This is a genomic window from Pseudomonadota bacterium (genome assembly GCA_018817425.1).
Lineage (GTDB): Bacteria > Desulfobacterota > Desulfobacteria > Desulfobacterales > RPRI01 > RPRI01.
This window is the reverse complement of record JAHITX010000011.1, coordinates 42,407-64,878: the sequence shown is the minus strand read 5'-3', so window position 1 is coordinate 64,878 and position 22,472 is coordinate 42,407. Positions and strand designations below refer to the sequence as shown.

Annotated in this window: 20 protein-coding genes; 10 read left to right on the top strand and 10 right to left on the bottom strand. The window is 38.0% G+C overall.

Going from position 1 to position 22,472, the window contains the following annotated elements; translation table 11 throughout:
- The first annotated feature begins 206 nt into the window (after positions 1-206).
- On the top strand, positions 207-821 hold the full coding sequence (locus KKC46_02640) for a UbiX family flavin prenyltransferase (protein ID MBU1052710.1): 615 nt from the start codon (positions 207-209) through the stop codon (positions 819-821).
- Here KKC46_02640 and KKC46_02635 read toward each other — a convergent pair.
- Both KKC46_02635 and KKC46_02630 read right to left on the bottom strand, forming a co-directional pair.
- Positions 812-1,843, bottom strand: a complete 1,032-nt coding sequence (locus tag KKC46_02635; protein ID MBU1052709.1) for an inorganic phosphate transporter — start codon at positions 1,841-1,843, stop codon at positions 812-814. The genes KKC46_02640 and KKC46_02635 overlap by 10 nt on opposite strands.
- A gap of 2 nt (positions 1,844-1,845) precedes the next feature.
- The gene (locus tag KKC46_02630) at positions 1,846-2,472 is read right to left on the bottom strand and encodes a DUF47 family protein (GenBank protein MBU1052708.1); all 627 of its coding nucleotides are present in this window, start codon (positions 2,470-2,472) and stop codon (positions 1,846-1,848) included.
- A 523-nt stretch (positions 2,473-2,995) separates the two neighbouring features.
- Between KKC46_02630 and KKC46_02625 the strand changes: the two genes are divergently transcribed.
- Positions 2,996-3,274, top strand: coding sequence for a PxxKW family cysteine-rich protein (locus KKC46_02625; GenBank protein ID MBU1052707.1), 279 nt, complete (start codon positions 2,996-2,998; stop codon positions 3,272-3,274).
- Between the two features lie 58 nt (positions 3,275-3,332).
- Here the strand turns inward: KKC46_02625 and KKC46_02620 are convergent, their stop codons facing one another.
- Together KKC46_02620 and KKC46_02615 are read right to left on the bottom strand one after the other, a co-directional pair.
- Complete coding sequence (locus tag KKC46_02620) at positions 3,333-3,506, bottom strand: DNA-3-methyladenine glycosylase I (GenBank protein MBU1052706.1); 174 nt, start codon at positions 3,504-3,506, stop codon at positions 3,333-3,335.
- Positions 3,478-3,597 carry a DNA-3-methyladenine glycosylase I gene (locus KKC46_02615; GenBank protein ID MBU1052705.1) on the bottom strand — a complete coding sequence of 40 codons (120 nt, stop codon included), beginning with the start codon at positions 3,595-3,597 and terminating at the stop codon, positions 3,478-3,480. The genes KKC46_02620 and KKC46_02615 overlap by 29 nt, the downstream gene beginning before the upstream one ends.
- Positions 3,598-3,892: 295 nt before the next feature.
- Between KKC46_02615 and KKC46_02610 the strand changes: the two genes are divergently transcribed.
- The 8 genes from KKC46_02610 (at position 3,893) to KKC46_02575 (ending at position 14,016) form a co-directional block, all read left to right on the top strand.
- The gene (locus KKC46_02610) at positions 3,893-4,948 is read left to right on the top strand and encodes a KamA family radical SAM protein (protein ID MBU1052704.1); all 1,056 of its coding nucleotides are present in this window, start codon (positions 3,893-3,895) and stop codon (positions 4,946-4,948) included.
- A gap of 63 nt (positions 4,949-5,011) precedes the next feature.
- Positions 5,012-5,839, top strand: coding sequence for a purine-nucleoside phosphorylase (locus tag KKC46_02605; GenBank protein MBU1052703.1), 828 nt, complete (start codon positions 5,012-5,014; stop codon positions 5,837-5,839).
- Positions 5,832-7,142: an amidohydrolase gene (locus KKC46_02600; GenBank protein MBU1052702.1), complete on the top strand. Its 1,311-nt coding sequence runs from the start codon at positions 5,832-5,834 to the stop codon at positions 7,140-7,142. Before KKC46_02605 ends, KKC46_02600 begins: the two co-directional genes overlap by 8 nt.
- A gap of 2 nt (positions 7,143-7,144) precedes the next feature.
- Positions 7,145-8,473: an amidohydrolase gene (locus tag KKC46_02595; GenBank protein MBU1052701.1), complete on the top strand. Its 1,329-nt coding sequence runs from the start codon at positions 7,145-7,147 to the stop codon at positions 8,471-8,473.
- Positions 8,470-10,182, top strand: a complete 1,713-nt coding sequence (gene ade / locus KKC46_02590; GenBank protein ID MBU1052700.1) for an adenine deaminase — start codon at positions 8,470-8,472, stop codon at positions 10,180-10,182. The genes KKC46_02595 and ade overlap by 4 nt, the downstream gene beginning before the upstream one ends.
- Before the next feature lie 99 nt (positions 10,183-10,281).
- Positions 10,282-11,403 carry an S-methyl-5-thioribose-1-phosphate isomerase gene (mtnA, locus tag KKC46_02585; GenBank protein ID MBU1052699.1) on the top strand — a complete coding sequence of 374 codons (1,122 nt, stop codon included), beginning with the start codon at positions 10,282-10,284 and terminating at the stop codon, positions 11,401-11,403.
- Between the two features lie 273 nt (positions 11,404-11,676).
- Entirely contained in the window at positions 11,677-13,125 is a 1,449-nt protein-coding gene (locus KKC46_02580; GenBank protein ID MBU1052698.1) for a sodium:proton antiporter, read from the top strand.
- A gap of 3 nt (positions 13,126-13,128) precedes the next feature.
- Entirely contained in the window at positions 13,129-14,016 is an 888-nt protein-coding gene (locus KKC46_02575) for a universal stress protein (protein MBU1052697.1), read from the top strand.
- Here the strand turns inward: KKC46_02575 and KKC46_02570 are convergent.
- From KKC46_02570 to KKC46_02545, 6 genes are all read right to left on the bottom strand, one after another.
- Positions 14,006-14,866, bottom strand: coding sequence for an OmpA family protein (locus tag KKC46_02570; protein ID MBU1052696.1), 861 nt, complete (start codon positions 14,864-14,866; stop codon positions 14,006-14,008). The two genes, KKC46_02575 and KKC46_02570, sit on opposite strands and share 11 nt — an antisense overlap.
- 1 nt (position 14,867) lies before the next feature.
- Positions 14,868-15,719, bottom strand: a complete 852-nt coding sequence (gene motA, locus KKC46_02565) for a flagellar motor stator protein MotA (protein MBU1052695.1) — start codon at positions 15,717-15,719, stop codon at positions 14,868-14,870.
- 380 nt (positions 15,720-16,099) lie between these two features.
- Positions 16,100-17,860, bottom strand: a complete 1,761-nt coding sequence (locus tag KKC46_02560; protein ID MBU1052694.1) for a hypothetical protein — start codon at positions 17,858-17,860, stop codon at positions 16,100-16,102.
- A gap of 232 nt (positions 17,861-18,092) precedes the next feature.
- Positions 18,093-18,809 (bottom strand): FHA domain-containing protein, encoded by a 717-nt coding sequence (locus KKC46_02555; GenBank protein MBU1052693.1) that lies wholly within the window; start codon positions 18,807-18,809, stop codon positions 18,093-18,095.
- 39 nt (positions 18,810-18,848) lie between these two features.
- Positions 18,849-19,670, bottom strand: coding sequence for a protein phosphatase 2C domain-containing protein (locus tag KKC46_02550; protein ID MBU1052692.1), 822 nt, complete (start codon positions 19,668-19,670; stop codon positions 18,849-18,851).
- Between the two features lie 203 nt (positions 19,671-19,873).
- On the bottom strand, positions 19,874-22,426 hold the full coding sequence (locus KKC46_02545) for a CHASE2 domain-containing protein (protein ID MBU1052691.1): 2,553 nt from the start codon (positions 22,424-22,426) through the stop codon (positions 19,874-19,876).
- Positions 22,427-22,472: the final 46 nt, after the last annotated feature.

Below are 22,472 nucleotides of genomic sequence, written 5' to 3'. Positions count from 1 at the left end.
CGATATTCCTGACTTTGAGACTGTGCCACAACTAGAATAAATGTCATTTGGAACGTAAGTGAGGAATCTTAAAATACTTTAATCAGGTCAAATAATTGGCTTCATCTTTTATATATTTTCATTGAAGATCAAGACTGTAAAATAAATATTGCCATACCTTTATGTGATTGTTAGTATTTATACAAATTTAGCTAAAGAGGAATTTCATGAAAAAACGATTGGTAATCGGAATATCAGGAGCTACGGGTGCAATTTACGGCATAAGAATGCTGGAGCTGTTAAAGGATACGGATATTGAAACACATCTTGTTTTATCTAATGCTGCTGAAAAAATAATTCGATTGGAAACGGATTGTTCGATAGATCATGTAAAGGGGCTTGCACATTATTACCATGATATCGATAATGTTGGGGCTTCTATCGCAAGCGGATCATTTGAAACAATCGGTATGGTTGTCATTCCTTGTTCCATAAAGACTTTATCCGGAATTGCTAATTCCTTCAGCGTTAATCTTTTGATCAGAGCTGCGGATGTGACACTGAAGGAGAGAAGAAAACTTGTTTTAATGCTTGGAGAATCACCTTTTCACAAGGGTCATTTCAGGTTGATGTCCCAGGCAGTCGATATAGGCGCTATCATCACTCTTTCTGCTGTAAGCTTTTATACAAGACCTGCAACAATCCAGGATATAGTAGATCAAAGTGTGGCAAGAACACTGAATATCTTTGATATAAAGATTGATTCCTTTAAACGATGGTCCCAGGCGGATGGAGATAAAGCTATGGACCTTTTGAAAAAGGAACGGGACCTTCAAAAATGAGGATGCAAAAATTGCATCGCATACATAAATAATGAAGCAACAAGGGCTGAAGCAGGAATAGTAATAACCCATGCCCAGACTATGCGTGCCGCTACACCCCACTTTACGCTTGAAAGCTTGGATGTAGATCCTACTCCGACAATTGATCCTGCAATGGTGTGCGTTGTTGAAACAGGAATCCCCGCATAGGTTGCAAAAAAGAGTGTAAGAGCTCCGGCTGTTTCGGCGCAGAACCCTCCAACAGGTTTTAACTTGGTAATTTTCATACCCATTGTTTTAACTATCCGCCAGCCCCCAAATGCAGTACCTATAGCCATCGCAAGGTGGCATGACAGTATAATCCATGCTGTGGAAAAATCACTCAGACTGAGAGTGACTGTGCTATCCATGACGCCGGAAGCAACCAGCAGGGCAATAATAATTCCCATGGTTTTCTGGGCGTCATTACCTCCATGCCCAAGTGAATAAAGAGCTGCAGAAAAAAGTTGACCTTTCCGGAATAAATTGTCCACCTGTTTTGGGCGCCATCTCCTGAAAATCCATAATACAAGGAACATAAAAAGCAAACCAAGCACAAAACCCATAAGAGGTGCTACCGGTATAAAAGTAATTGTAGCAAATAATTTATCCCACCTTGGTGCAGAAAAGCCTGCATATGTAATTCCGGCACCCGCAAAACCGCCTATCAGAGCATGGGAGGAGCTGGTCGGAAGCCCCCACCACCAAGTCAGTAAATCCCATACAATTGCTCCGATTAGACCTGATAATACTACATACACATAAGCAGGATCATTAGCATTTATATGAATGATTTTAGAGATGGTATCCGCTACCTTTGGTGCAAAAACAAACATGGCAATAAAATTGAAAAATGCCGCCCAAATTACGGCAAGTCGTGGAGAAAGAACACGGGTTGAAACAACGGTGGCTATAGAATTGGCCGCGTCATGAAAACCATTGATAACATCAAAAACAAGCGCAATAATAACAGTAAATATTACAACATACCATATGGGAGCCATCTCTAATCTTCCTCTAGTATTACTCCTTCAATCAGATTAGCCACTTCCTCAGCAAAATCTGTAGCACATTCAAGATCCTGTAGTATTTCTTTATACTTTATAAGCTTAATAGGATCTTTTTCCTCTTTGAATAACCTAGCAAGCCCTTTGCGTAAAACATCATCGCCGCTATTTTCAAGTTTATGAATAATAACACAGCTATTAAGTACGGCCTCCCGCTTTTTGGGCTTATTCAACATTTTTAATGCTTGCTGAAGTTCCATGGAGGCTTTTAAAAGTAAAAGTGCAATTTCTTTCATTTCAGGAAGAAATTCCGTTACTTCGTATATCAAAATGCGCTCAGCTGCCGAATCTGTGGCATCCATTATATCATCAAGCTTTTTGATCATGGCAATGATCTCCGTGCGATCAAAAGGAGTGATAAAAGTTTTACGCAAAGCGCTATAGCATTCGTGAGTTACATTATCTGATTGATGTTCTATTTCTTTAATCCGTTCTACCCGTTCTTCAATATTATCAGCATTTGTTACAAGCTCTAAAAATTCTTCGACTCCTTTTATGGTAAGAGCTATTTGCCGTTCGAAAAATTCAAAAAACCCCGTTTCTTTTGGTAAAAATCGTTTTAGCATAATCTCTCCCTGAGGCCTTTGCATAAAATTTATCTAAAGTTATTGAAATCTAAACCAACACTTTGTTTGCAGCAAAAATCGGCTTCTGTTTTAATTGCGAAAAAACTACAAAAATCTGAACGCTTCTATCATAATGAATAAATTTAGACAAGATTTTGTAACAATAAAAAGCAGGCTATATTTGATGAATTCATAAAAACACCTCAAGTCGTCATACCGGCGAAAGCCGGTATCCAGAACCTATTGAAATTACTGGATGCAGGATCGGGTTCGGCATGACGAAACAGGTATATTCCGGCTTTTTACGAGTCTATCATATTTGAATTAAGGCAAAATAATTATTGATTTTCTTGCCTTGCTGTCGATAATTATTCTTGACAAAGCAATAATATTGATTATATTAAGCCAAAAATTTGATGGGCTTTCGAGTCCTTCGATACAATTTAGTAGCTTGATAAAAGGCCTAAAGTGTTTACATAGGTCTTTTTTTTGCTTTTATATTTCGTAAAAGGTGGTGATAAGAATGGTTTGTACAACAATAAAAAACGGTAGGGAATGTCCATTTATGGCAGCTAAAGGTTGTTCATATAACGGCGGATCATGCCATGAAATAATTGAACAATGCAAAGGTTGCGGTAAAAGCATCGAAACCTCTTCTGGCTGGTATTGCGCTTCCTATCCGGAACCTTCCTTAAAGTGGAAAAACGGGAATTGCAATTTTGCGACTCATATTGCAACCGCTGCTGTAGCAAAAACAAAAGTTAATCCAATCAAGGCATCCAAACGCGGAAGCAAACGATAATATAACGGCTTCGTTTAAAATTTAATTTTATATTTTTACGAGGCCGTTTTTTATTTCTTCATAACGAAAACAGTTTGTTCCTTATTATGCCTTTATCTGGAAGAAGTGGTACTATCTTATTTGATTCATGGGCAAATATTATTTTGGGATCAAAAAATTTAAAAGCCTTTTTGTAATTATTTCTTTTTTTAAAAAAATATAATTCAGTTCCAACCGGCCTGTGCCCCTTCAAGAACCAGAAATTCAAAAAGAATTCTATCGGCGTGAACTTCAAAGCCCCACTTGTTATCGTAATAATCAATATATACAGGAGCCAGTTTCAAAACGCCCCATTTTGGCCGATCTTAAGCGTTGGGCTCAAATTTTAATCCTCGAAATACTCAATGTATTCCTGTGGTTAATATTTTCTCCCTCCTTGAGCTTGACCAAACTGAAACGTTATGAAAGTGGCTCACAGGATCAGGGCCTGCCCATTTACATCTTCTTTTCATTTCTTTAGCTTTTCAACATGGTTGATTTATAAATTTTCTTTAATCGACAGAATTAGTTGATTATTATAATTAATAATATACTATTCTTGTTCTGTTAATAAATATAATTATTAAGGACCCATTTAACTTGAAACAATTTAATTATAAAGATTTTTCAGACTGGCATGATCTTGTGCAAAACAGCATAATAAAATCCGAAGAGCTTTTGGAGATATTGCCGGTTGAAAAAAATAATATAGAAAAAATAATAAAAACATACCCTATGCGCATAAATCCTTACTATCTTTCCTTAATCAAACATGCGAATTGCCCTATAGGCAAACAGGCTATTCCGGATCTGAAAGAAATCGAAGATTTTAATACTATTACTGATCCCGACCCGCTTTGTGAGGAAATTCAGTCTCCGGTACCAAACTTGATTCATCGTTATCCTGACAGGGTACTTTTTATGGTTTCTGCCGAATGTGCAATGTATTGCCGCTTTTGTATGAGAAAAAGAAAAGTCGGGCACTCTTTGGCAATAACGGATGAAACAATTAACACAGGCATAGAATATATCAAAAAAACCAAAACTATACGTGAGGTTGTGATTTCAGGTGGCGACCCCTTGCTTTTGGAAGACAAAAAGTTAGGCAATATTTTAAAAGATTTAAGAGCAATCGGCCATATTGAAATACTGCGGATTCACACAAGAATTCCATGCACGCTTCCTCAAAGGATTACAAAAGATCTTGCGGATATATTACGCTGCTATCATCCTCTTTTTATAAATGTCCATTTTAATCATCCGGATGAAATAACAAAAGAAGCCGCTCTTGCATGTGCTACTCTTGCTGATGCCGGAATTCCACTTGGCTGCCAGACAGTGCTTTTAAGCGGTATTAATAACGATGCGGACATAATGAAGACTCTGATGAAAAAGCTCGTTATGATAAGGGTTAAGCCATACTATATACATCAACTGGATACGGTAAGAGGAACCCTTCATTTTAAAACAACTATTGAAGATGGGCTGAATATAATGCAATCTCTTTATGGATTATCCGGCCTTTGTGTCCCGCAATATATGAAAGATCTTCCGGGAGGAGGAGGAAAAATACCTATGTTGCCGAGATATTTAAAAACTGTTTCGGGCGATACGCTAAAACTTGCACATTTTAAAGACAGCGGTATTGTTGACTAATTATAAAGAGTATATTAAATATTTCTAAATTTATTAAAATCATTTCCAAATTGGTAAAATCATATGATAACATCAGGTAAAATTGCAAAAAAAACCGCTGCGTTTTTAAGAAAATATATCAAAAATATCCCTAAAATAGCTATTCTTTCCGGTACCGGTTTAAGTGAGAGCATGCAGGCAATGGATATTTCTTATTCCTGCCGGTACGAAGACATTCCTAATTTCCCGGTTTCTACGGTTGAAAGCCATATAAGCAAGCTTCTTGTTGGAAAATTTGAAGAACATGAAGTTATAGTCCTGCAGGGGCGTTTTCATCTCTACGAAGGTTACTCGCCTCTTGAGGTTACTTTTCCCATAAGGGTTATGCAGGAACTTGGAGTAAAATTCCTGATTTTAACAAATGCCGCAGGGGGGCTTAATACATCATTTTCTTCTGGGGATATAATGGTAATAACAGATCATATAAACCTGACCGGCTATAATCCGCTTGTTGGTTCTAATGACGATAGCCTGGGTGTCAGGTTTCCTGATATGAGTGCAGTATATGATAAAAATTTAATTGAATCCGCCTTAAATGCAGCAAAAGAAGATGGCCTGCCTTTAAAGAAAGGTGTTTATGCCGGGCTTTTGGGACCTTCCCTTGAAACTCCCGCAGAAGTCCGTTTTTTAAAAACAATAGGCGCCGATGCGGTTGGCTTTTCCACAGTGCAGGAAGTAATTTCCGGTGTTCATGCCGGCATGAGGATTCTCGGTCTTTCGGCAATAACCAATGTTCATAACCCTGATAACCCTTCACCTTCTTCAATTGATGAAATCATTGAAACAGCAAGAAACATAACTCCCAAAATAGGAGTAATAATAAGAAAGGTTATAAGAGATATTAATGAATGAGCTTTCTGCGGATATTCTGATATTAAACGGCACACTTGTTTTAATGGACCGTGAAAATACCATAATAGAAAACGGTGCTGTGGCTGTAAACAAAGATATCATAACAGCAACGGGCAAAACCGGAGAACTCTCTTCGTATAAGGCTGCAAAGGTTATTGATGCAAAAGGCGGCATAATTATGCCTGGTCTTATAAATGCGCATACCCATGCATCAATGTCTATATTCAGAGGTCTTGCAGACGATCTGCCTCTGATGGACTGGCTCAATAACCATATTTTTCCGGCAGAATCGAAGCTCACACAGCAAAGAGTTTATGACGGGGCACTTCTTGCCTGCGCGGAAATGATTCAATCAGGTATCACCTGCTTTTGCGACATGTATCTTTTTGAAGACCATGTTGCCATGGCAGCTTCTGATGCAGGGTTACGTGCGTTAGTTGGTGAAGTGCTTTATGATTTTCCTTCGCCAAATTACGGGCCTATAGAAAAAGGCTTTTTATATACTAAAATGCTTATCGAAAAGTATCGCGATGATCCTTTGATAAAGATTGCCGTAGAGCCTCATTCCACATATCTTTGCGCACCTGAACTTCTTAAAAATGCAGCTTTGCTTGCTAAAAAAAATGATCTTTTGCTGGTTATCCATGTTGCAGAAACTGAAAGTGAAATCTTACAAATAAAAGCAAAATATGGGCTTACGCCTGTTGGATTCTTAGAAGATATCGGAGTATTGTCTTCAAACCTTCTTGCCTGTCACTGTGTTCATTTGACCGATAACGACATTTCGCTTTTAAAAAAATATGATGCCAAAATTGCCCATAATCCTGAAAGCAACATGAAACTTGCTTCAGGCATTGCGCCTGTTCCAAAATTATTGGAACAGGGAATATGCGTGGGTATCGGAACAGACGGTTGTGCAAGCAATAACAATCTTGATATTTTCCATGAAATGAATATGGCTGCAAAACTCGGCAAAGTCAGTACTCTTGATCCCACTGCAATGAATGCCGAATCGGTTTTGAAAATGGCAACCATAGATGGAGCAAGGGCCCTTGGCATATCTGATATAACCGGTTCTATCGAAGTAGGCAAAAAAGCCGATGTAATAATCATTGAGACAAAAAAGCCGCATCTTACTCCCATGTATAATCCGGTATCTGTTCTTGTACATGCCGTAAGAGCAAGTGATGTAAAAACATCTATTATAAACGGCAAAGTAGTTATGGAAAATGGAAAGCTTCTCACATTAGATATTAAAAAAGCAGCAGAAAAAGTCAGAAACATTGCGCTGGATATGATTTGATCATGAAATACGATATTATAATTCATAATGGAATAATCGTAACGGTCAATAAAGATTTTGATATTATAAAAGACGGCATTGTCTTTATTACTGACGGCAAGATAGTAGAAGTATCATCAAAACCCTTAACCGCCCCCCTTCCGGAAGCAAAAGAAATAATTGATGCTCAAGGCGGAATAATAATTCCGGGGCTGGTAAACACCCACACACACCTTCCGATGACTATCTTAAGAGGGATAGGCGATGACCTTTTGCTTTCCGAATGGCTCAATAATTATATTTTCCCTTTAGAAGCAAAGTATATGAATCCCGAAACTGTAAGGGTTGCTTCTTATCTTGGATGTGCCGAAATGCTTCTTTCGGGCACTACAAGTTGCTGTGACGGATATTTTTTTGAGGAAGAAGTTGCACAAGCCGTGCTTGAATCAGGGATGCGCGCTGTTTTAGGGCATGGCGTGATTGATTTTGCCGCACCAGGAGTTTTGGATCCGGCAAACAATATAAAAACAGCTCTGAATTTTGTGCAAAAATGGCAAAACGTATCTTCATTGATTACACCCTCAATTTTTTGTCATTCACCCTATACATGTTCGGAAGAGACACTTAAAAAAGCAAAACAGATTGCTTCATCTCACAATATACTATTTCAGATTCATGTGGCTGAAACAAAAGATGAATATGATACAATTATGGCAAAGCATTCGGTTTCACCTGTAAAGTATCTTGAGCAAACAGGGATTCTTGATGAAAACACACTTCTTGTTCATGCTGTTTGGATTGATGAAAATGATATAAAGATTATATCAACGCATAACTCAAAAGTTTCCCATAATCCCCAGAGTAATATGAAACTTGCATCCGGGATATCGCCTGTGCCAAAAATTTTAAAAGAAAGAATCACAGTGGGCCTTGGAACTGACGGTTGCGCAAGCAATAATGACTCTGATATGTTTAAGGAGATGGATACCGCAGCTAAGTTGCATAAAGTTAATGTCCTTGACCCCACAGTTATGGATGCCGAAACCGTAGTTAAAATGGCAACAATTAAAGGAGCAGAAGCTATAGGAATTGGCAATGAAACCGGAAGCATAGAAAAAGGAAAACAGGCCGATATCATTATAATAGACACAAATGTTTCTCATTTGATTCCGATGTATCATCCTGTCTCGCATATAGTATATTCGGCAACAGGCTCTGATGTTAGAGATGTGGTTGTTTCCGGGAAAGTGGTAGTAAAGAATAAAAAGCTTTTAACCCTGGATATAGAAGATATTATGGATAAAATAAATCTTCTTGCCTCCAACATTAAAAAAGATCCGATAATGATATGAACCTTGGTTTAAAAATAAAAGCTTCCCTTGGAGATTTAGAAGCAGACATACTTTTTACAAATGCCCGCATCATAAATGTGTTTTCAGGCGAAATCATGCCCGGAAATTTTGCTGTTACCGGAGGGTTTTTTTCAGGTTTCGGATCTTATAAGGCAAAAAAAATTGTTGATCTTAAAAACAGTATTGTTGCACCTGGTTTTATTGATGCACATGTTCATATAGAAAGTTCCATGTCCTGTATAACGGAATTTGTAAGAGCGATTTTTCCCAGAGGCACTACCTGTGTTGTTGCAGACCCGCACGAGATTGCAAATGTTTTGGGAAAAACCGGAATAGATTATATGATCGAATCAAGCAGGAATCAGCCGATTGATATATACTTTTCCTTGCCTTCTTGTGTTCCGGCAAGTGATATGGAAACTTCAGGCGCAAAACTTACTGCTAATGATCTTTTTCCCTATATGAATAACGAACGCATTGTATCACTTGCGGAAGTGATGAACTTTCCAGGTGTTATTTACGGCGATCAGGATATCCTTGCTAAAATAGAACTTTCAAAAAAACATAAAAAACCTATCGATGGGCATGCTCCATGTTTATCCGGGAAAAACCTTTACGCATATTTAGCGGCAGGCATTTCAAGCGACCATGAATGCACAACAATTGCAGAAGCAAAAGAAAAGTTGTCAGCCGGAATGCATATAATGATAAGGGAAGGTACTGCTGCAAAAAATCTTTCGGTTCTGCTTCCTCTTGTGAATGAAAAGAATTTTCATCGGATTATGTGGTGTACCGATGACCGCCACCCCGGCGATATTATCAATAGAGGTCATATAGATTCAATGGTACAAGAAGCCGTAAGATACGGAATTGATCCTATTACTGCAATACGAATGGCAACAATAAATCCTGCAAATTATTTCGGCCTTTATGAAAAAGGCGCTATCGCTCCGGGAAGGCATGCCGATTTTGTTGTATTTAAGGATTTGAATAATCCTTTAATAGAGCAGGTGTATTCAAGAGGAGTGCTTTTGGCGCAAAACGGGGTGATAGAAAATGAGGTTAGAAAACCCGAACCTGTTTTGCTGCCTTCTGCAATGAATGTTGAAATAAGCGATATTGATTTTTCCATTTCTTATAAATCTGAAAAAATAAAAGTAATAGAAATTATACCGGATCAGATTATAACCCGTCATATTGTTTCAAAAACAAATATTGTAAACGGTATGGCTGTTTCCGATATATCAAATGATATTTTAAAAATCTGTGTTATTGAAAGGCACAAAAGCACAGGTAATATCGGCAAAGGTTTTGTCAAAGGTTTAAGCCTGAAAAAAGGAGCAATTGCATCAAGCGTTGCACATGATTCCCACAATATAATTGTTGCAGGAACAAATGATGAAGATATGAAAGTTGCAGCAAATGCGGTTATTCAAATGGGCGGAGGACTATCAGCAGCATGTGACGGAAATGTTTGCGCAACGCTTTGTCTTCCTATTGTCGGCCTGATGTCAGATGAAACCGTTTGTGATATTGACAGAGATATGAAACATCTTGTTTCAATTGCTCAATCTTTCGGCTCATTACTTGCCGATCCGTTTATGGCTCTCTCATTTCTCGCCCTTCCTGTAATTCCTGAACTTAAAATTACCGATAAAGGGCTTGTTGATGTTGATAAATTTTGTATAGTGCCACTTTTTGAACCGTAAGAACGAATACTTTTTTATAAAGAGAATAAAAGCTTATTGCAAAACACAAGTTGTTCTTGAACCCTAATATTTTATAAAAAAATCGAAAGCAAAAAAACAATGAAAGAAACAAAATCCCCCCCCCCAATACCTCTTCGGCCAATATGGCTTGATGACAAACAGGATGCCGTCAAAATTATTGACCAGAGGCTTCTTCCGCACAAGTTTATCATCGTTGATCTTAAAACCGTTGATGATGTGATAACTGCGATTAAAGATATGTACGTTAGAGGAGCTCCTCTTATAGGAGTAACGGCAGCATACGGGGTTTATCTTGCCGTACTTAGTCTTTTAAAAAACCAGGGCGGAAATGATTTTATTGTAAATGAGTGTAACAGAATAAAATCTGCAAGGCCGACAGCTATAAATCTTGTATGGGCAGTTGACAGAGTATTAAAAAAGGTTCTTTCTGTTGATAAAATTCAGGATAAAATTTTTGCAGCTCGAGATGAGGCAGCAATAATAGCTGAAGAAGAAGTTAAAAACTGCAAGGATATAGGCCTTCATGGCCGTGAAATAATAGAGAAGATAAGCCGCAACAAAAATAATGCTACAGTAAATATTTTAACTCATTGTAATGCCGGCTGGCTTGCCTGTGTAGAATACGGCACAGCAACAGCTCCAATTTATGCTGCTCATGAAAAAGGGATGGATGTCCATGTCTGGGTTGATGAAACAAGACCGCTTAATCAGGGAGCACGATTAACTGCATGGGAGTTGGGAAAAAGCGGTGTAAAACATACGGTAATAACCGACAATGCAGGCGGGCACCTTATGCAAAACGGCATGGTTGACATTGTAATTGTTGGAACCGACAGAACAACATATAAAGGAGATGTTGCCAACAAAATAGGGACTTATCTGAAAGCTTTGGCCGCAAAAGATAATAATATCCCTTTTTATGTAGCTCTTCCATCAAGCACTTTTGACTGGAATATTGATAATATAAAAGATATGCCTATTGAGTTGCGAGATCCGGATGAAGTGCGTTATGTTCAGGGACTTGATATAGATATTATAAAAAGCGTTCTTATTACTCCAAAAGAAAGTCCTGCTGCTAATTTTGCATTTGATGTTACCCCTTCAAGGCTTGTTACCGGTTTTATCACCGAAAGGGGGATTTGCAGTGCTGAAAATATCAATGAGCTTTTTCCGGATAAGATAAAGATTAAAATTGCCTAAAAGATCATAAATTGTAATTTGCTTGACAACGTGATTTGCCTAGAATAGGTTTTCCAAAAGGACAAATACTTGAGCCAGTTTCAAAACGCCCCATTTTGGCCGATCTCTGCGTTGGGCTCAAATTTCAATCCTCGAAATACTCAATGTATTCCTGTGGTTGAAATTTTCCCCCGCCTTGAGCTTGACCAAACTGAAACGTTTTGAAAGTGGCTCACTTGTTATTTTAGATCAAATTTAATATACATCAGCCTCACTAAAAGAGGAATGTAACATATGAAGATTGACAGAAAGATTATTTTCGGTTTGTTTCTAATAGCACTAGTGATTCCTGCAATTGTTTTTGGCAGCGACACCGAATCGCCGACAAATCATATGAACATAGGAGAAATTCTTCCGCTCTGGAGTTGTATACCTTTTGGTTTTATGCTTCTTTCAATAGCTCTTTTTCCTCTTCTTGCCCCAAACTTCTGGCATCATCATTTCGGCAAAATTTCCTTTTTCTGGGCAGCTCTGTTAGCCATTCCAGGGTTGGCTATATTTCGCGGAATTGCTTTATATGAAATCCTTCATATTATAATCATTGATTACATACCTTTTATTATACTGCTCTGGTCACTTTATGCCGTATCGGGTGGTATTTTGCTGCGCGGTACTCTGGTTGGGACTCCTGTTGTAAATACCTGCATGCTTATAATAGGAACTTTGCTGGCTTCCTGGATGGGTACTACCGGAGCAGCAATGCTTATGATACGTCCTTTTTTGAGGGCAAACAGCCATCGCAAAAACAGAACTTTTATGGTGGTTTTTTTTATATTTTTAATCGCCAATGTAGGCGGTGCCCTGACGCCTTTGGGTGATCCACCGCTTTTTTTGGGTTTTTTACATGGCGTGCCTTTTTTCTGGACACTTAATATTGCTCCTCATATGATTCTGGTTGCAGGATTACTTCTTATAATTTATTTTTTTATGGATTCATATCACTACCGTCGCGAGAAACCTTCACCAATAAACCTAAATAAAAAAGTACCTTTCGGGATAGAGGGAAAGCACAATTTTCTTTTAATAGCAGCAATTGTAGGCGCAGTTCTTATGAGCGGCATAGCAGACTGGGGAGAAGTATCAATCTTTGGTGTACATACTTCTGTGCAGGATCTGGTTCGTAACGGGCTTTTACTTATGATAGGAACTTTATCAATTGTAACCACAAACATAACCGTTTATGAAGAAAATAATTTTTCATGGGCACCGATCATTGAAGTTGCTTATCTTTTTATTGGTATTTTTATTACTATGATTCCATGTTTGCTGATTTTAAAAGCAGGCAGCAAAGGAGCCCTGGCTTTTATTATTAATTCAGTTCAGGATCCGGTTCATTTTTTCTGGATTACAGGGGTATTTTCGAGCTTTCTTGACAATGCACCCACTTATCTGACTTTTTTCAATACTGCTTTGGGAAGTTATTGCGCATCATTACCGGAATCGGCTGCCATAGCTTATCTTATTGCCGAACACCCGATATATCTTGAGGCCATTTCTACAGGAGCTGTTTTTTTTGGAGCTTGCAGCTATATCGGCAATGCCCCCAATTTTATGGTACGATCCATAGCCGAAGAAGCAGGCACTCCTATGCCCAGCTTTTTCGGCTATATCATCAAATATACACTTTTGATACTTATTCCGGTTTATATATTAGTAACTTTTATCTTTTTCTGGGGCAGGTGAAAAATGAAATTTGAAAAAATATTGTTTAATACACGTTTTAAAGACAATGCAATTAGCGCTCTTGAGGAGATAACAGATCTTAGAGCAATTGGTCTTAAAGAAGTTGTGCTGGTTTATGTTATTCCAAGAGACAGTGTCGCTTTTGTTCCTTATGGAGGTTATCAAAAAGAAAAAGAATTGGAAATTAAGAAAAAAGTCTCAGATAAATTTGAGAATTGGGTTGATATTCTTGCGAAAAAAGGTGTTAAAAGCAAAATACAAATTGAAGTCGGCATGCCGAATGCCGTAATACTTTCCATAGCTGAAAAAGAAAAAGTGGATATAATTGTCGCGGGAAGCAAAAAACGCTCACTACTGGAAAAAGTTTATGTGGGAACACACCTGCTGGATCTTGCACGCCGCAGCCCTATCCCGATATTGATGAACAAGTACCTGGCTGAATATGAAAAAGACGGAGAAATAATAACAAAGGTTAATGAGCATATTTTTGACCGTCCCATGCTTGCTACAGATTGGTCATGCCCTTCGGAAAACGCACTTGAAGCTCTGATATCTCTTAAGGGATTAGCTTCTAAAATTATAGTAGCTCATAATATCGGTTTTAAAATAACTAAAGCTATGAGCCCTGACCAGTTTAAGGAAATTAAAAAAGAAAGCCGCAAGAGACTTGAAGAATACCAAAATCGTCTGAAAGATGCGGGTATTGATTCGGAAACAAGTCTGACCTCCGGACGGACAGTGCCTGAACTTATCAATGTTTCGCGAAAGAATAATGCTTCTATGATTGTGATGGGCAGAACCGGGAAAGACTGGCTCAGCCAATACTGGTTGGGCGGTATATCTCACAGGATAGCTGAAACCTCCGAATTGCCTGTATTACTTATTCCCTAACAATATTACCAATTTTCTGTATCTCAGGTTTAGACATATTAATGGGTGCGTATTGATCCGTTTGCGCAGATCCCTTTTTATCAGACCATGACAGGGGTAAAAGAATGCTTACCCTTCTGTTTGAAAAGTCTAAAGGCTTATCAGGAAGCCTTAGATTTCTGTCTGCAAAACCTCGCACTTCAAGTATCTGATCCTTTCGCAAGCCGCCTTCTTCCAGTATCTTTCTTGCGCTATTGGCTCTTTCAGTACTTAGTTCCCAGTTGGAATAGCCGGAAGAAGATACATAGGGCCTTGCATCTGTGTAGCCCTCAATTATGATTCCGTTTTTTAGTTTGCCCAGATGTGATGCTGCAAGTACATGTAATAACTTTACCGTTTCAGGCTTTATTTGAGACTTGCCTATATCAAAAAAAAGGCCTTCGGATGCCTCAACAAGATTAATTCGCATACCCTCATTTGACACAGATACCATAATCTTATCCTTAAACCTGTCAAATTCCGGAGTCTGGTCTATAGTTTTTGAGATTTTTGACGCTTCTGCTTTTAGTGTCTCCATTTCAAAGGCACGTTTGTCTGCCGGTATCGGCGAAGGCGGCAAGGACATAGCTTTTTCCTTTTCAGGGAGAATACCTCCGGTTCTGCCGGACTCAAAAATTCCCGGGTCATTAAAATAGGCGCCGATATATTGTTTTACCTCTTTGCTTTGTCCTACAATCCATAAAACTATAAATAGTGCCATCATAGCAGTAACAAAATCTGCATATGCAACCTTCCATGCTCCTCCGTGATGACCGCCATGGCCTTTTTTTTTCTTAATAACTATAATCGGGGGAAGTGTTTCATCGTTCATTTTATTTACCCTTTACATGGTTTTCCATTTCCTGAAATTCAGGCCTGTAATCACTTGGAATAGAGCGCCTTGCAAATTCTACTGCTATTATAGGATTTAGTCCTTTTGCAAAGGCTATCATACCCGCCTTGATTGCATCATAGATTTTAGATTCATCATCATTGGCCAAATCGATATTTGTGGCAAGTGGCTGAATAAAACCATACGAAAGATATATGCCAAGAAAGGTTCCTACAAGAGCAACCGCAACCTTATGTCCAACTACTTCAGGCGGACCATCAATGGCCTGCATTGTTATAACAATACCTAACACAGCAGCCACGATGCCAAGCCCAGGCATTGAATCACCGATTTTCTGAAGAATCATGCCCGGTTTTGATCCTTCGCTGTGATGAGTTTCAATATCACAGTCTATAAGAGCTTCCATATCGTGGGCAGCTACCCCTCCAAGCACTACAAGACGAAATGTATCACATATGAAATGAAGAAGATGGTGATTATTTAAAAATTTAGGGTATTGGGTAAAAATTGTGCTTTTTTCAGGATTTTCAATATGGCCCTCAAGAGCTATAAGTCCGTCTTTACGGCTTAACTGAAAAACATCAAACAGGAGCTTTAAAAGATCAAGGTATGTTTGCTTGCTTATTGAAGAGCCTTTCATTGTACCAATTATTTTACCCATTACATCTTTAAGAAGGCTGGCCGGGGCCGAAATGAAAAGCGCTCCAAGTGCTGCACCACCTATAATCAAAAATTCAACCGGCTGTATAATGACAGCTAAAGGGCCTCCTTCCAACACAAAACCCCCAAAAACACTTACAATAACCACTACAATACCTATAATTACAAACATCTCTTTTTTTCCCTTTCCGATTGAATAAGGAAGTATTTGAAGTGGATCACATACATACCCATAAAAAAATCCAACGTTTTACTTCCGAGGTGCTAAACAGCTGTCTATTTATTTATCGGCACAATATAGTAAAACTTTAGAGCCACTTTCAAAACGTTTCAGCTTGCTCAAGCTCAAGGCGGGAGAAAATTTCAACCACAGGAATACAATTTAGTATTTTGAGGATAGCGCTAAAGGTTAGCGCTTATGCTTCACTACGTGTCACTTCGTGCGAAATTTGAGCCCAACGCAGAGATCGGCCAAAATGGGGCGTTTTGAAACTGGCTCTTTAAATAGTCTTTTTAGCTAATATTGAAAGTCGATCAAGTCTTAAAAAAGAATTAGAAATTGCAGATAGCGCCAAGCCTCTGGTCATACATCTTGCCCACTCCATATTCATTTCGTCTCATAAATTTATCTTCTGAAGGACCACTGATTTGCATTTCGGGATGTTTTTTGAGGACTTCACTTGCTATTTTCATCTCTTTTGTACACCCGGTGCTAAACGTTGCATCTTTACCTACCCATTCGGGAGGAACTTTTCTTCCCAGGATCTGAAAAGTTTCAACTATGTCATCATATGTCTGAAATCTCCATATGTCGATCAAACCGCTTCTTTGTACTATTTCCCACATATACATCAGATCATCGGCATCCATCCCTTCTTCGTAGTATTCTGAAGGATTAATTATAAATGTCATAGAAAAGCGTTCCCTAAGATGCTGGATGAAAACGGACATAATTTTTTTGGCCATTTTAATTTTTCCTGGGATAGAACCAATTATGCCACTGTAAAAAATAACAGTCATACCCTTTTTCTTAGATTCAGACATCTGGTTGATAATTGTATTTGCCTTTATTTCTAAACTCTCATAGGAAAATTTAATCACAGAAGGATGTTTTGGTTTGTAGCTTATATTTACCGAATCGTTTTCACCGGATGAAATATTAAAAATATCCTGTGTGAATTGGAAATGGGAGTTGAAAAACCGCCTTTTCTGGTCATAACCCCTTGAAATAATAAAATCGACTTCTTTGAAAAACCTGGCAAAAGTTGTAGATGTAAGAAGAAGATTTATATTTTCAAAAATTCCGTCCGATATTGCCATGATATCATTATCGCTTCTTATAATCCTGATCAGTTCATTTTTCCCCAGATGGCTGTCTTTTATAAAATATGTTCCTTTAAGATCTTCAGCCATGGTTTCATCTCCCATTGCATCATAAAAAGTAGCTTTTGTAAAAAGAGGCCCTTCCTTAAACACCAGAATTATTTTATGACCAAGTTTTGCAAGATATTTTACGATTGTTATATCCACAACAGCTTCACCGGCTTCGTCTATAAGCCATAGAATCTTCTTGCGCAACTCCTGCCCGCTATTACTGTCGCTTTTGCAAAGAAGGTCAAAAAGCAGTTCGGCTCCATTTCCTGTAAATTTTCTTTCGAATATTTTCAAAAAATCTTCTTCAGTATATCCGGCCGATTTAGCGGATGTCCAAAGGGAATTTTCTACACAAAGAGTAAATAGTCTTTTAAGTTCAAGGTAGTCAGCCAGTTTTCTGATATCGGAAATTGTACCTGGAATATCTTTAAAATATGATGGGTCTACAATGTTTAAGGCTTTTTTGCAGGATTCCGATTTCAAGGTTTTTCTGGTAGAAACATTCCGAAAGGCTTTGTCACATAAATAAGGATCTAGTATGTTTGAATGATTGATGAATATTCTAAGCAGCCGCTTTTCAAGACGCGACGGGAGCATAATAGTATCTTTTGTTTCATGCATGAACTTAATTTGTATTAAAGATTTGAGAAAATTATTTTCGTTTTCATCTTCTATCTGATCATCTACAACATTAAGTATCCGCTCAAGAACAGCATTATATTTTTCATGCACAAAAGCTTGATCATTACGATTCATTATGCTTTCAAACATTTTATCGGAACATGGATAATAACGCTCGTCTTCTTGAGTATAAACCATAAACCTCACCTGTTCGGGAGTTGCAACCTGTTCGGGATATGAGTTATAATCGAGGTGATTTTCAATAAAAAAAGCGACATACCAGGCATCTTTCTCGGGATTTTCACCTTCTGTGTAGATGCTCTTTTGTTCCGGTGTTGTTGGTTTGTCATTATGAAAAAATTCCATTAAAGGTCTCCTGTGTTAAATGGAAAATAAAAATTGGGCAGTCTTGGGAAATGAAGCGGATGGGGAAAAATAGAAGTATATAGTGTTTTGCAAAAAAACATTACTATTGATACGAAGATTATCAACTCTCGCATTAAAATTATTTGAAACAACAAAATCAATGACAATATTCACAACATATAAGCTATTTTAACAAGAATCTCATCTTTGCAGAACCGATTTCTATAACATCAAAATCCTTAAGTTTAACAGATTCACTTACAGCAGTTCCGTTGACTTTTGGTTTTGACCCGCTTTCATGACTTAAAAAATATCCGCTTGGCCTTTTGCTTATAGTGGTTGAAACCTTGCCTACCAGAAATCCGCCTACTACTATGTCATTTGTTGATGCTTTTCCAATTTTGAAAAGTTTTTTTAATAGCCCTATTTCTCCTGTTCCCCCTGATATAAATGATAGCATAGCGGCAGGTTCAGTTATCTGAGTTTTAGCTGCCTGTAGTGAAGCGGCATTAGGAGTACTCTTAGCAAGCATAGATTTGTACGCATCGGTATCCATAACCATAGTCTGATCCATATCTTCTGAAGCGGTGGCTTCGGGTTTGGTTTCAGTATCTTTGTATTGAAAAGAAAGACTATGTTTGCCTATTGTAATGTTATCTCCATGTTGAAGCCAGTGTGAACTTACATACTGTTCGTTAACAAAGGAGCCGTTTTTACTTTGAAGATCGGTTAACAAAAAACCTTCACCAACCGAATCTATCTTGGCATGGTGACCGGATACGGCAAGATTGTCGATAACAATATTGTTATCTTCCCGCCTTCCGATATTAATCGATTTCTCTTTTTCAAGAACGTATTCGGAAATAACATTATCTTTGAATTTAAGTGTTAGAGTCGGCATTGCAATACCTCATTTAAAAAGGTTAGTAATAATAAAAAACTATTTAAAAAAGTTTTTTAGCTTTGACATCAATCCTTTCATCAGGCCGTTTCGATTTTTTTTATTCTTAACCTTTAAAACAATAACGGTTATGTTATCATTGCCGCCGCGTTCATTTGCAAGATCAACGAGCAAACTGCATGCCTTCTGAGGGTGTTCTTGTCTTACTGTTTCAAGTATCTCTTCAGGCGTAACATTGTCTGATAGTCCGTCTGAGCTTAATACTAATACGTCTCCCTGGAAGTAGGGAGTTTCGTATATATCAGGCTCTATCGTTTCTTTTATGCCGACAGCCCGGGTTAACATGTGCTTGAAATGGTGCTCAAGCATTTTGGCCCTTTGCGGATCAATAGCCATCTGTTCAGCTAAAACAGTATGTGGTACAGATAGTAGTTCTATGCTACCATTATGTATAAGATAAATCGGGCTATCGCCCACATTGGTTGCAATTAAATTATTTTCAGTAAAAAGAACCGCTGAAACAGTTGTTCCCATTTCTTCATATGCTTCATTGCTTTTAGATAAACTATAAATTCCTTTATTGGCAAGATGAATACTTGAAATAAGCCGGTTAGCGTCTTTTGAAAGAGAGATATCAGAATCTTTAAGCTCCTCGACACCAATAGTATTATCTTCAAAACGTTTCATATAATCACGGATAGTATCCACAGCAATAGAGCTGGCCACTTCTCCGGCATTGTGTCCGCCCATACCATCAGCAACTACAAAAAGGTTCATGGAATTGTCGATATATATGGCATCTTCGTTCTGTTTTCTTTTTCTTCCGACATCACTAATGCCTGCTGATTCAACAACTGCCATGTAAGCTATGTTCCTATATATACGAATACAAAAGATAATGTGGATTCGATCTGTTAAATTTAAAACAATCTAACTTTTCCCTTATATAATAAAAAGTTGTTGGGGTCAAGCAAGATAAATATATATTTCTTTTAAGATTAATTATAAAGTTTTAAAGTGTTATTCACACCCTGCCATGCATATTATACCAGATGAATACACAATCAAACATTACTTTTCGGTTTCATCCTGGCGATAACCTCATCAATTCTTTTGCCGATTGCTCTAAGATCTGATGCCATCATAGATACCCGTTTATAACGTTTTTCCTTTTCTTTTTCCAATGCTTTGTCAATGACTGTTACAAGAGATTTTATTATCTTTGGGTTGATCTGTTTCGGGTCGGGATGTTTTACATTCATGATTTGATTCATCAATGCAGCAGGGCTGTCCCCGGCAAAAGGGTATTGACCGGTTGAAAGCTGGAACAGCATTGTTCCTAAAGAGAATATATCAGATCTTCCATCAACCTTTTCTCCTGAAAACTGTTCAGGCGACATGTAATACGGCGTGCCTTTGATAACACCGGTTTGAGTCTGTGAAGTAGCAGTTATTCTCGCAATACCGAAATCAGTTATTTTAACTATCCCGCTTTTTAAAAGCATTATGTTTGCCGGTTTGATATCGCGGTGAATAATTCCTTTTTGGTGGGCATAATCAAGTGCTTCAGCAACGGTTGCAATATAATCAATAACTTTGGGGATAGGAAGCAGATTTTCTTTTACGGTATATTTTTCCAGGTCTTCACCTTCAAGATATTCCATAGCTATGTATGCGAGGTTCTGATCATCTCCGGCATCGTAAATAGTTACAATATTCGGATGTGAAAGAGTTCCGGCGCTTTCTGCTTCCCGGAAAAATTTTTCTTTCATATTTTGAATTTCTTCCAACGTATGGTCTTCTTCACTGAACTGGAAAGTTTTTATTGCCGTTGTCCGGTTTATCTTGGGGTCAAGCCCCAGGTAGACAATTCCCATTGCTCCTTTTCCGAGTTGTTTTTGTATTTCGTATCTGCCCAGTGTGGGTTTTGTTCCTGTGGCTGTTGAAAGAAAACCGTCTGAAGAAGGGGATGCACCGAACATACCGTCCCCGAATACCATAGTATTACTGGCTTTGATTAGTTTCTTTTTTCTTTCCGAAACATCTTTAAATTTTTTGTCATGTCCTTCCACATATTCATATACTGCTGCGGCTTTGTTGAATTGTCTTTTTCTTTCATAATCAAGTGCAAGATTATAAAGAATATCTTTCATCTGATCATCTACCGGAATTCGCCGAAATTTATCAAAGGCCATATCAAGCATGCCCTGACCCTGAAAAGAAAGCCCAAGCATCCGGTTTGTTTCAGCCGATTCCACTTCGATTTTATCTTTTTTGGATTCGGTTACAAAATATCTAAGACTTATTATTCCAATATAGCCAATGACAAGCTCAAGAGCAGGATAAGCAACGCGGACCCAGTATCCTTTGGAAGCAAAAAAGTATGCCGAACTTCCTATAAGCAATATGATCATTATAATGAATGCGGCACCAACTGTTTTTGCTTTTAATCTTGAAAAAACAAATGTGATAATAAGGCCTATTATAATTATGGCCGCAAGTTCAACAACCGGTGACCAGTATGGCTGCAAGATAAAATTGTTGTTAAGTATTGTCCAGACGGCATTAGCGGAAAACTCGCCCACAGGTAAAGCCGGATCGGTTGGCGTGCTGATAGGGTTCATGATTCCGGCTGCGGATGCACTGACAAGAACAAGCTTGTTTTTAAAAACATCCGGCTGAATTTTGTCGTTTATAACATCAAAAAATGAATATTTTTTAAATGCGCCGCGGGGACCTTTAAAATTAATAAGAAGCTCCGAAGCAAAAGTAGTAGGTATTTTAAGATTACCGAGAGTAACGCTTGAACCCAATTCGGCTGAAAGTTTTTCCCTTGGAATATCAAGGTAGGCACAAGCAAGCTTTAAGGTATATGATGGATAATAAAGTCCACGACATTCATAGACGAGACGTTCTCTTCTTGCAATACCATCCATGTCATTGCCGAAGTTAAGATGACCTATACCTGCCGATGCTTTAAGAAATGAAGGAAGAGGAAGTATTATTTTATCAGCCCGGTAGTGTAACGCGCCGGAAGGACTTTTTATTTTCTGGATTGAATATTCGTATAATATATCATCGGCTTCTTTTGTATCATTGCCCGTTACGGCAGATTCTTTGAAATAAAATGGCAAAACAATATTGGCGGATTCGCTGATTGCCTGGGCAAGCTTTTTGTCATTATCCAGTTTTTCTCTGGTCTCATGCAAAACATTAAGGTAATTGCTATATGTTTTTCCGGTATCTTTTGAAAAAATGGCTGTAAATTTGTCTTCCAGTTTTTCAACAGTTTTTAATCCGGTGCTTTCTTCAGGTTCGCTGAGTATAAGATTGAGCCCTGTTACTTTGGGATTTCCCAAATTTATCTTTTTGATGCCATTCGCAATAATATCACGTGACCAGGGCCATCGACCGATTTTTTCAATCGAATCATCATCTATATCAACTATTACTATGTTGCTTGATGATTCAGGGTCTGCGCGTAATCCCATCATAGCATCGTAGAGTTTATATTCAAGAGTATCAAGAAAATCGGTACGAAATAAGCTTATACATAAAAAAAGTATAGTGATGCCTATTCCCATAAAAAGAGTAGGGTGTTTTTTAAATAAGTTCATAGCAATTTTCTCATATTACATGTTTGCATAAATTTCTGTCTGCTTT

Excerpts from the sequence above, each read along its gene's own strand:
- KKC46_02635 (MBU1052709.1), bottom strand. The coding sequence starts at position 1,843 with ATGGCTCCCATATGGTATGTTGTAATATTTACTGTTATTATTGCGCTT.
- KKC46_02605 (MBU1052703.1), top strand. The coding sequence starts at position 5,012 with ATGATAACATCAGGTAAAATTGCAAAAAAAACCGCTGCGTTTTTAAGA.
- mtnA (MBU1052699.1), top strand. The coding sequence starts at position 10,282 with ATGAAAGAAACAAAATCCCCCCCCCCAATACCTCTTCGGCCAATATGG.
- KKC46_02625 (MBU1052707.1), top strand. The coding sequence starts at position 2,996 with ATGGTTTGTACAACAATAAAAAACGGTAGGGAATGTCCATTTATGGCA.
- ade (MBU1052700.1), top strand. The coding sequence starts at position 8,470 with ATGAACCTTGGTTTAAAAATAAAAGCTTCCCTTGGAGATTTAGAAGCA.
- KKC46_02570 (MBU1052696.1), bottom strand. The coding sequence starts at position 14,866 with ATGAACGATGAAACACTTCCCCCGATTATAGTTATTAAGAAAAAAAAA.
- KKC46_02630 (MBU1052708.1), bottom strand. The coding sequence starts at position 2,472 with ATGCTAAAACGATTTTTACCAAAAGAAACGGGGTTTTTTGAATTTTTC.
- KKC46_02600 (MBU1052702.1), top strand. The coding sequence starts at position 5,832 with ATGAATGAGCTTTCTGCGGATATTCTGATATTAAACGGCACACTTGTT.
- motA (MBU1052695.1), bottom strand. The coding sequence starts at position 15,719 with ATGTTTGTAATTATAGGTATTGTAGTGGTTATTGTAAGTGTTTTTGGG.
- KKC46_02640 (MBU1052710.1), top strand. The coding sequence starts at position 207 with ATGAAAAAACGATTGGTAATCGGAATATCAGGAGCTACGGGTGCAATT.
- KKC46_02555 (MBU1052693.1), bottom strand. The coding sequence starts at position 18,809 with ATGCCGACTCTAACACTTAAATTCAAAGATAATGTTATTTCCGAATAC.
- KKC46_02545 (MBU1052691.1), bottom strand. The coding sequence starts at position 22,426 with ATGAACTTATTTAAAAAACACCCTACTCTTTTTATGGGAATAGGCATC.
- KKC46_02580 (MBU1052698.1), top strand. The coding sequence starts at position 11,677 with ATGAAGATTGACAGAAAGATTATTTTCGGTTTGTTTCTAATAGCACTA.
- KKC46_02575 (MBU1052697.1), top strand. The coding sequence starts at position 13,129 with ATGAAATTTGAAAAAATATTGTTTAATACACGTTTTAAAGACAATGCA.
- KKC46_02550 (MBU1052692.1), bottom strand. The coding sequence starts at position 19,670 with ATGGCAGTTGTTGAATCAGCAGGCATTAGTGATGTCGGAAGAAAAAGA.
- KKC46_02595 (MBU1052701.1), top strand. The coding sequence starts at position 7,145 with ATGAAATACGATATTATAATTCATAATGGAATAATCGTAACGGTCAAT.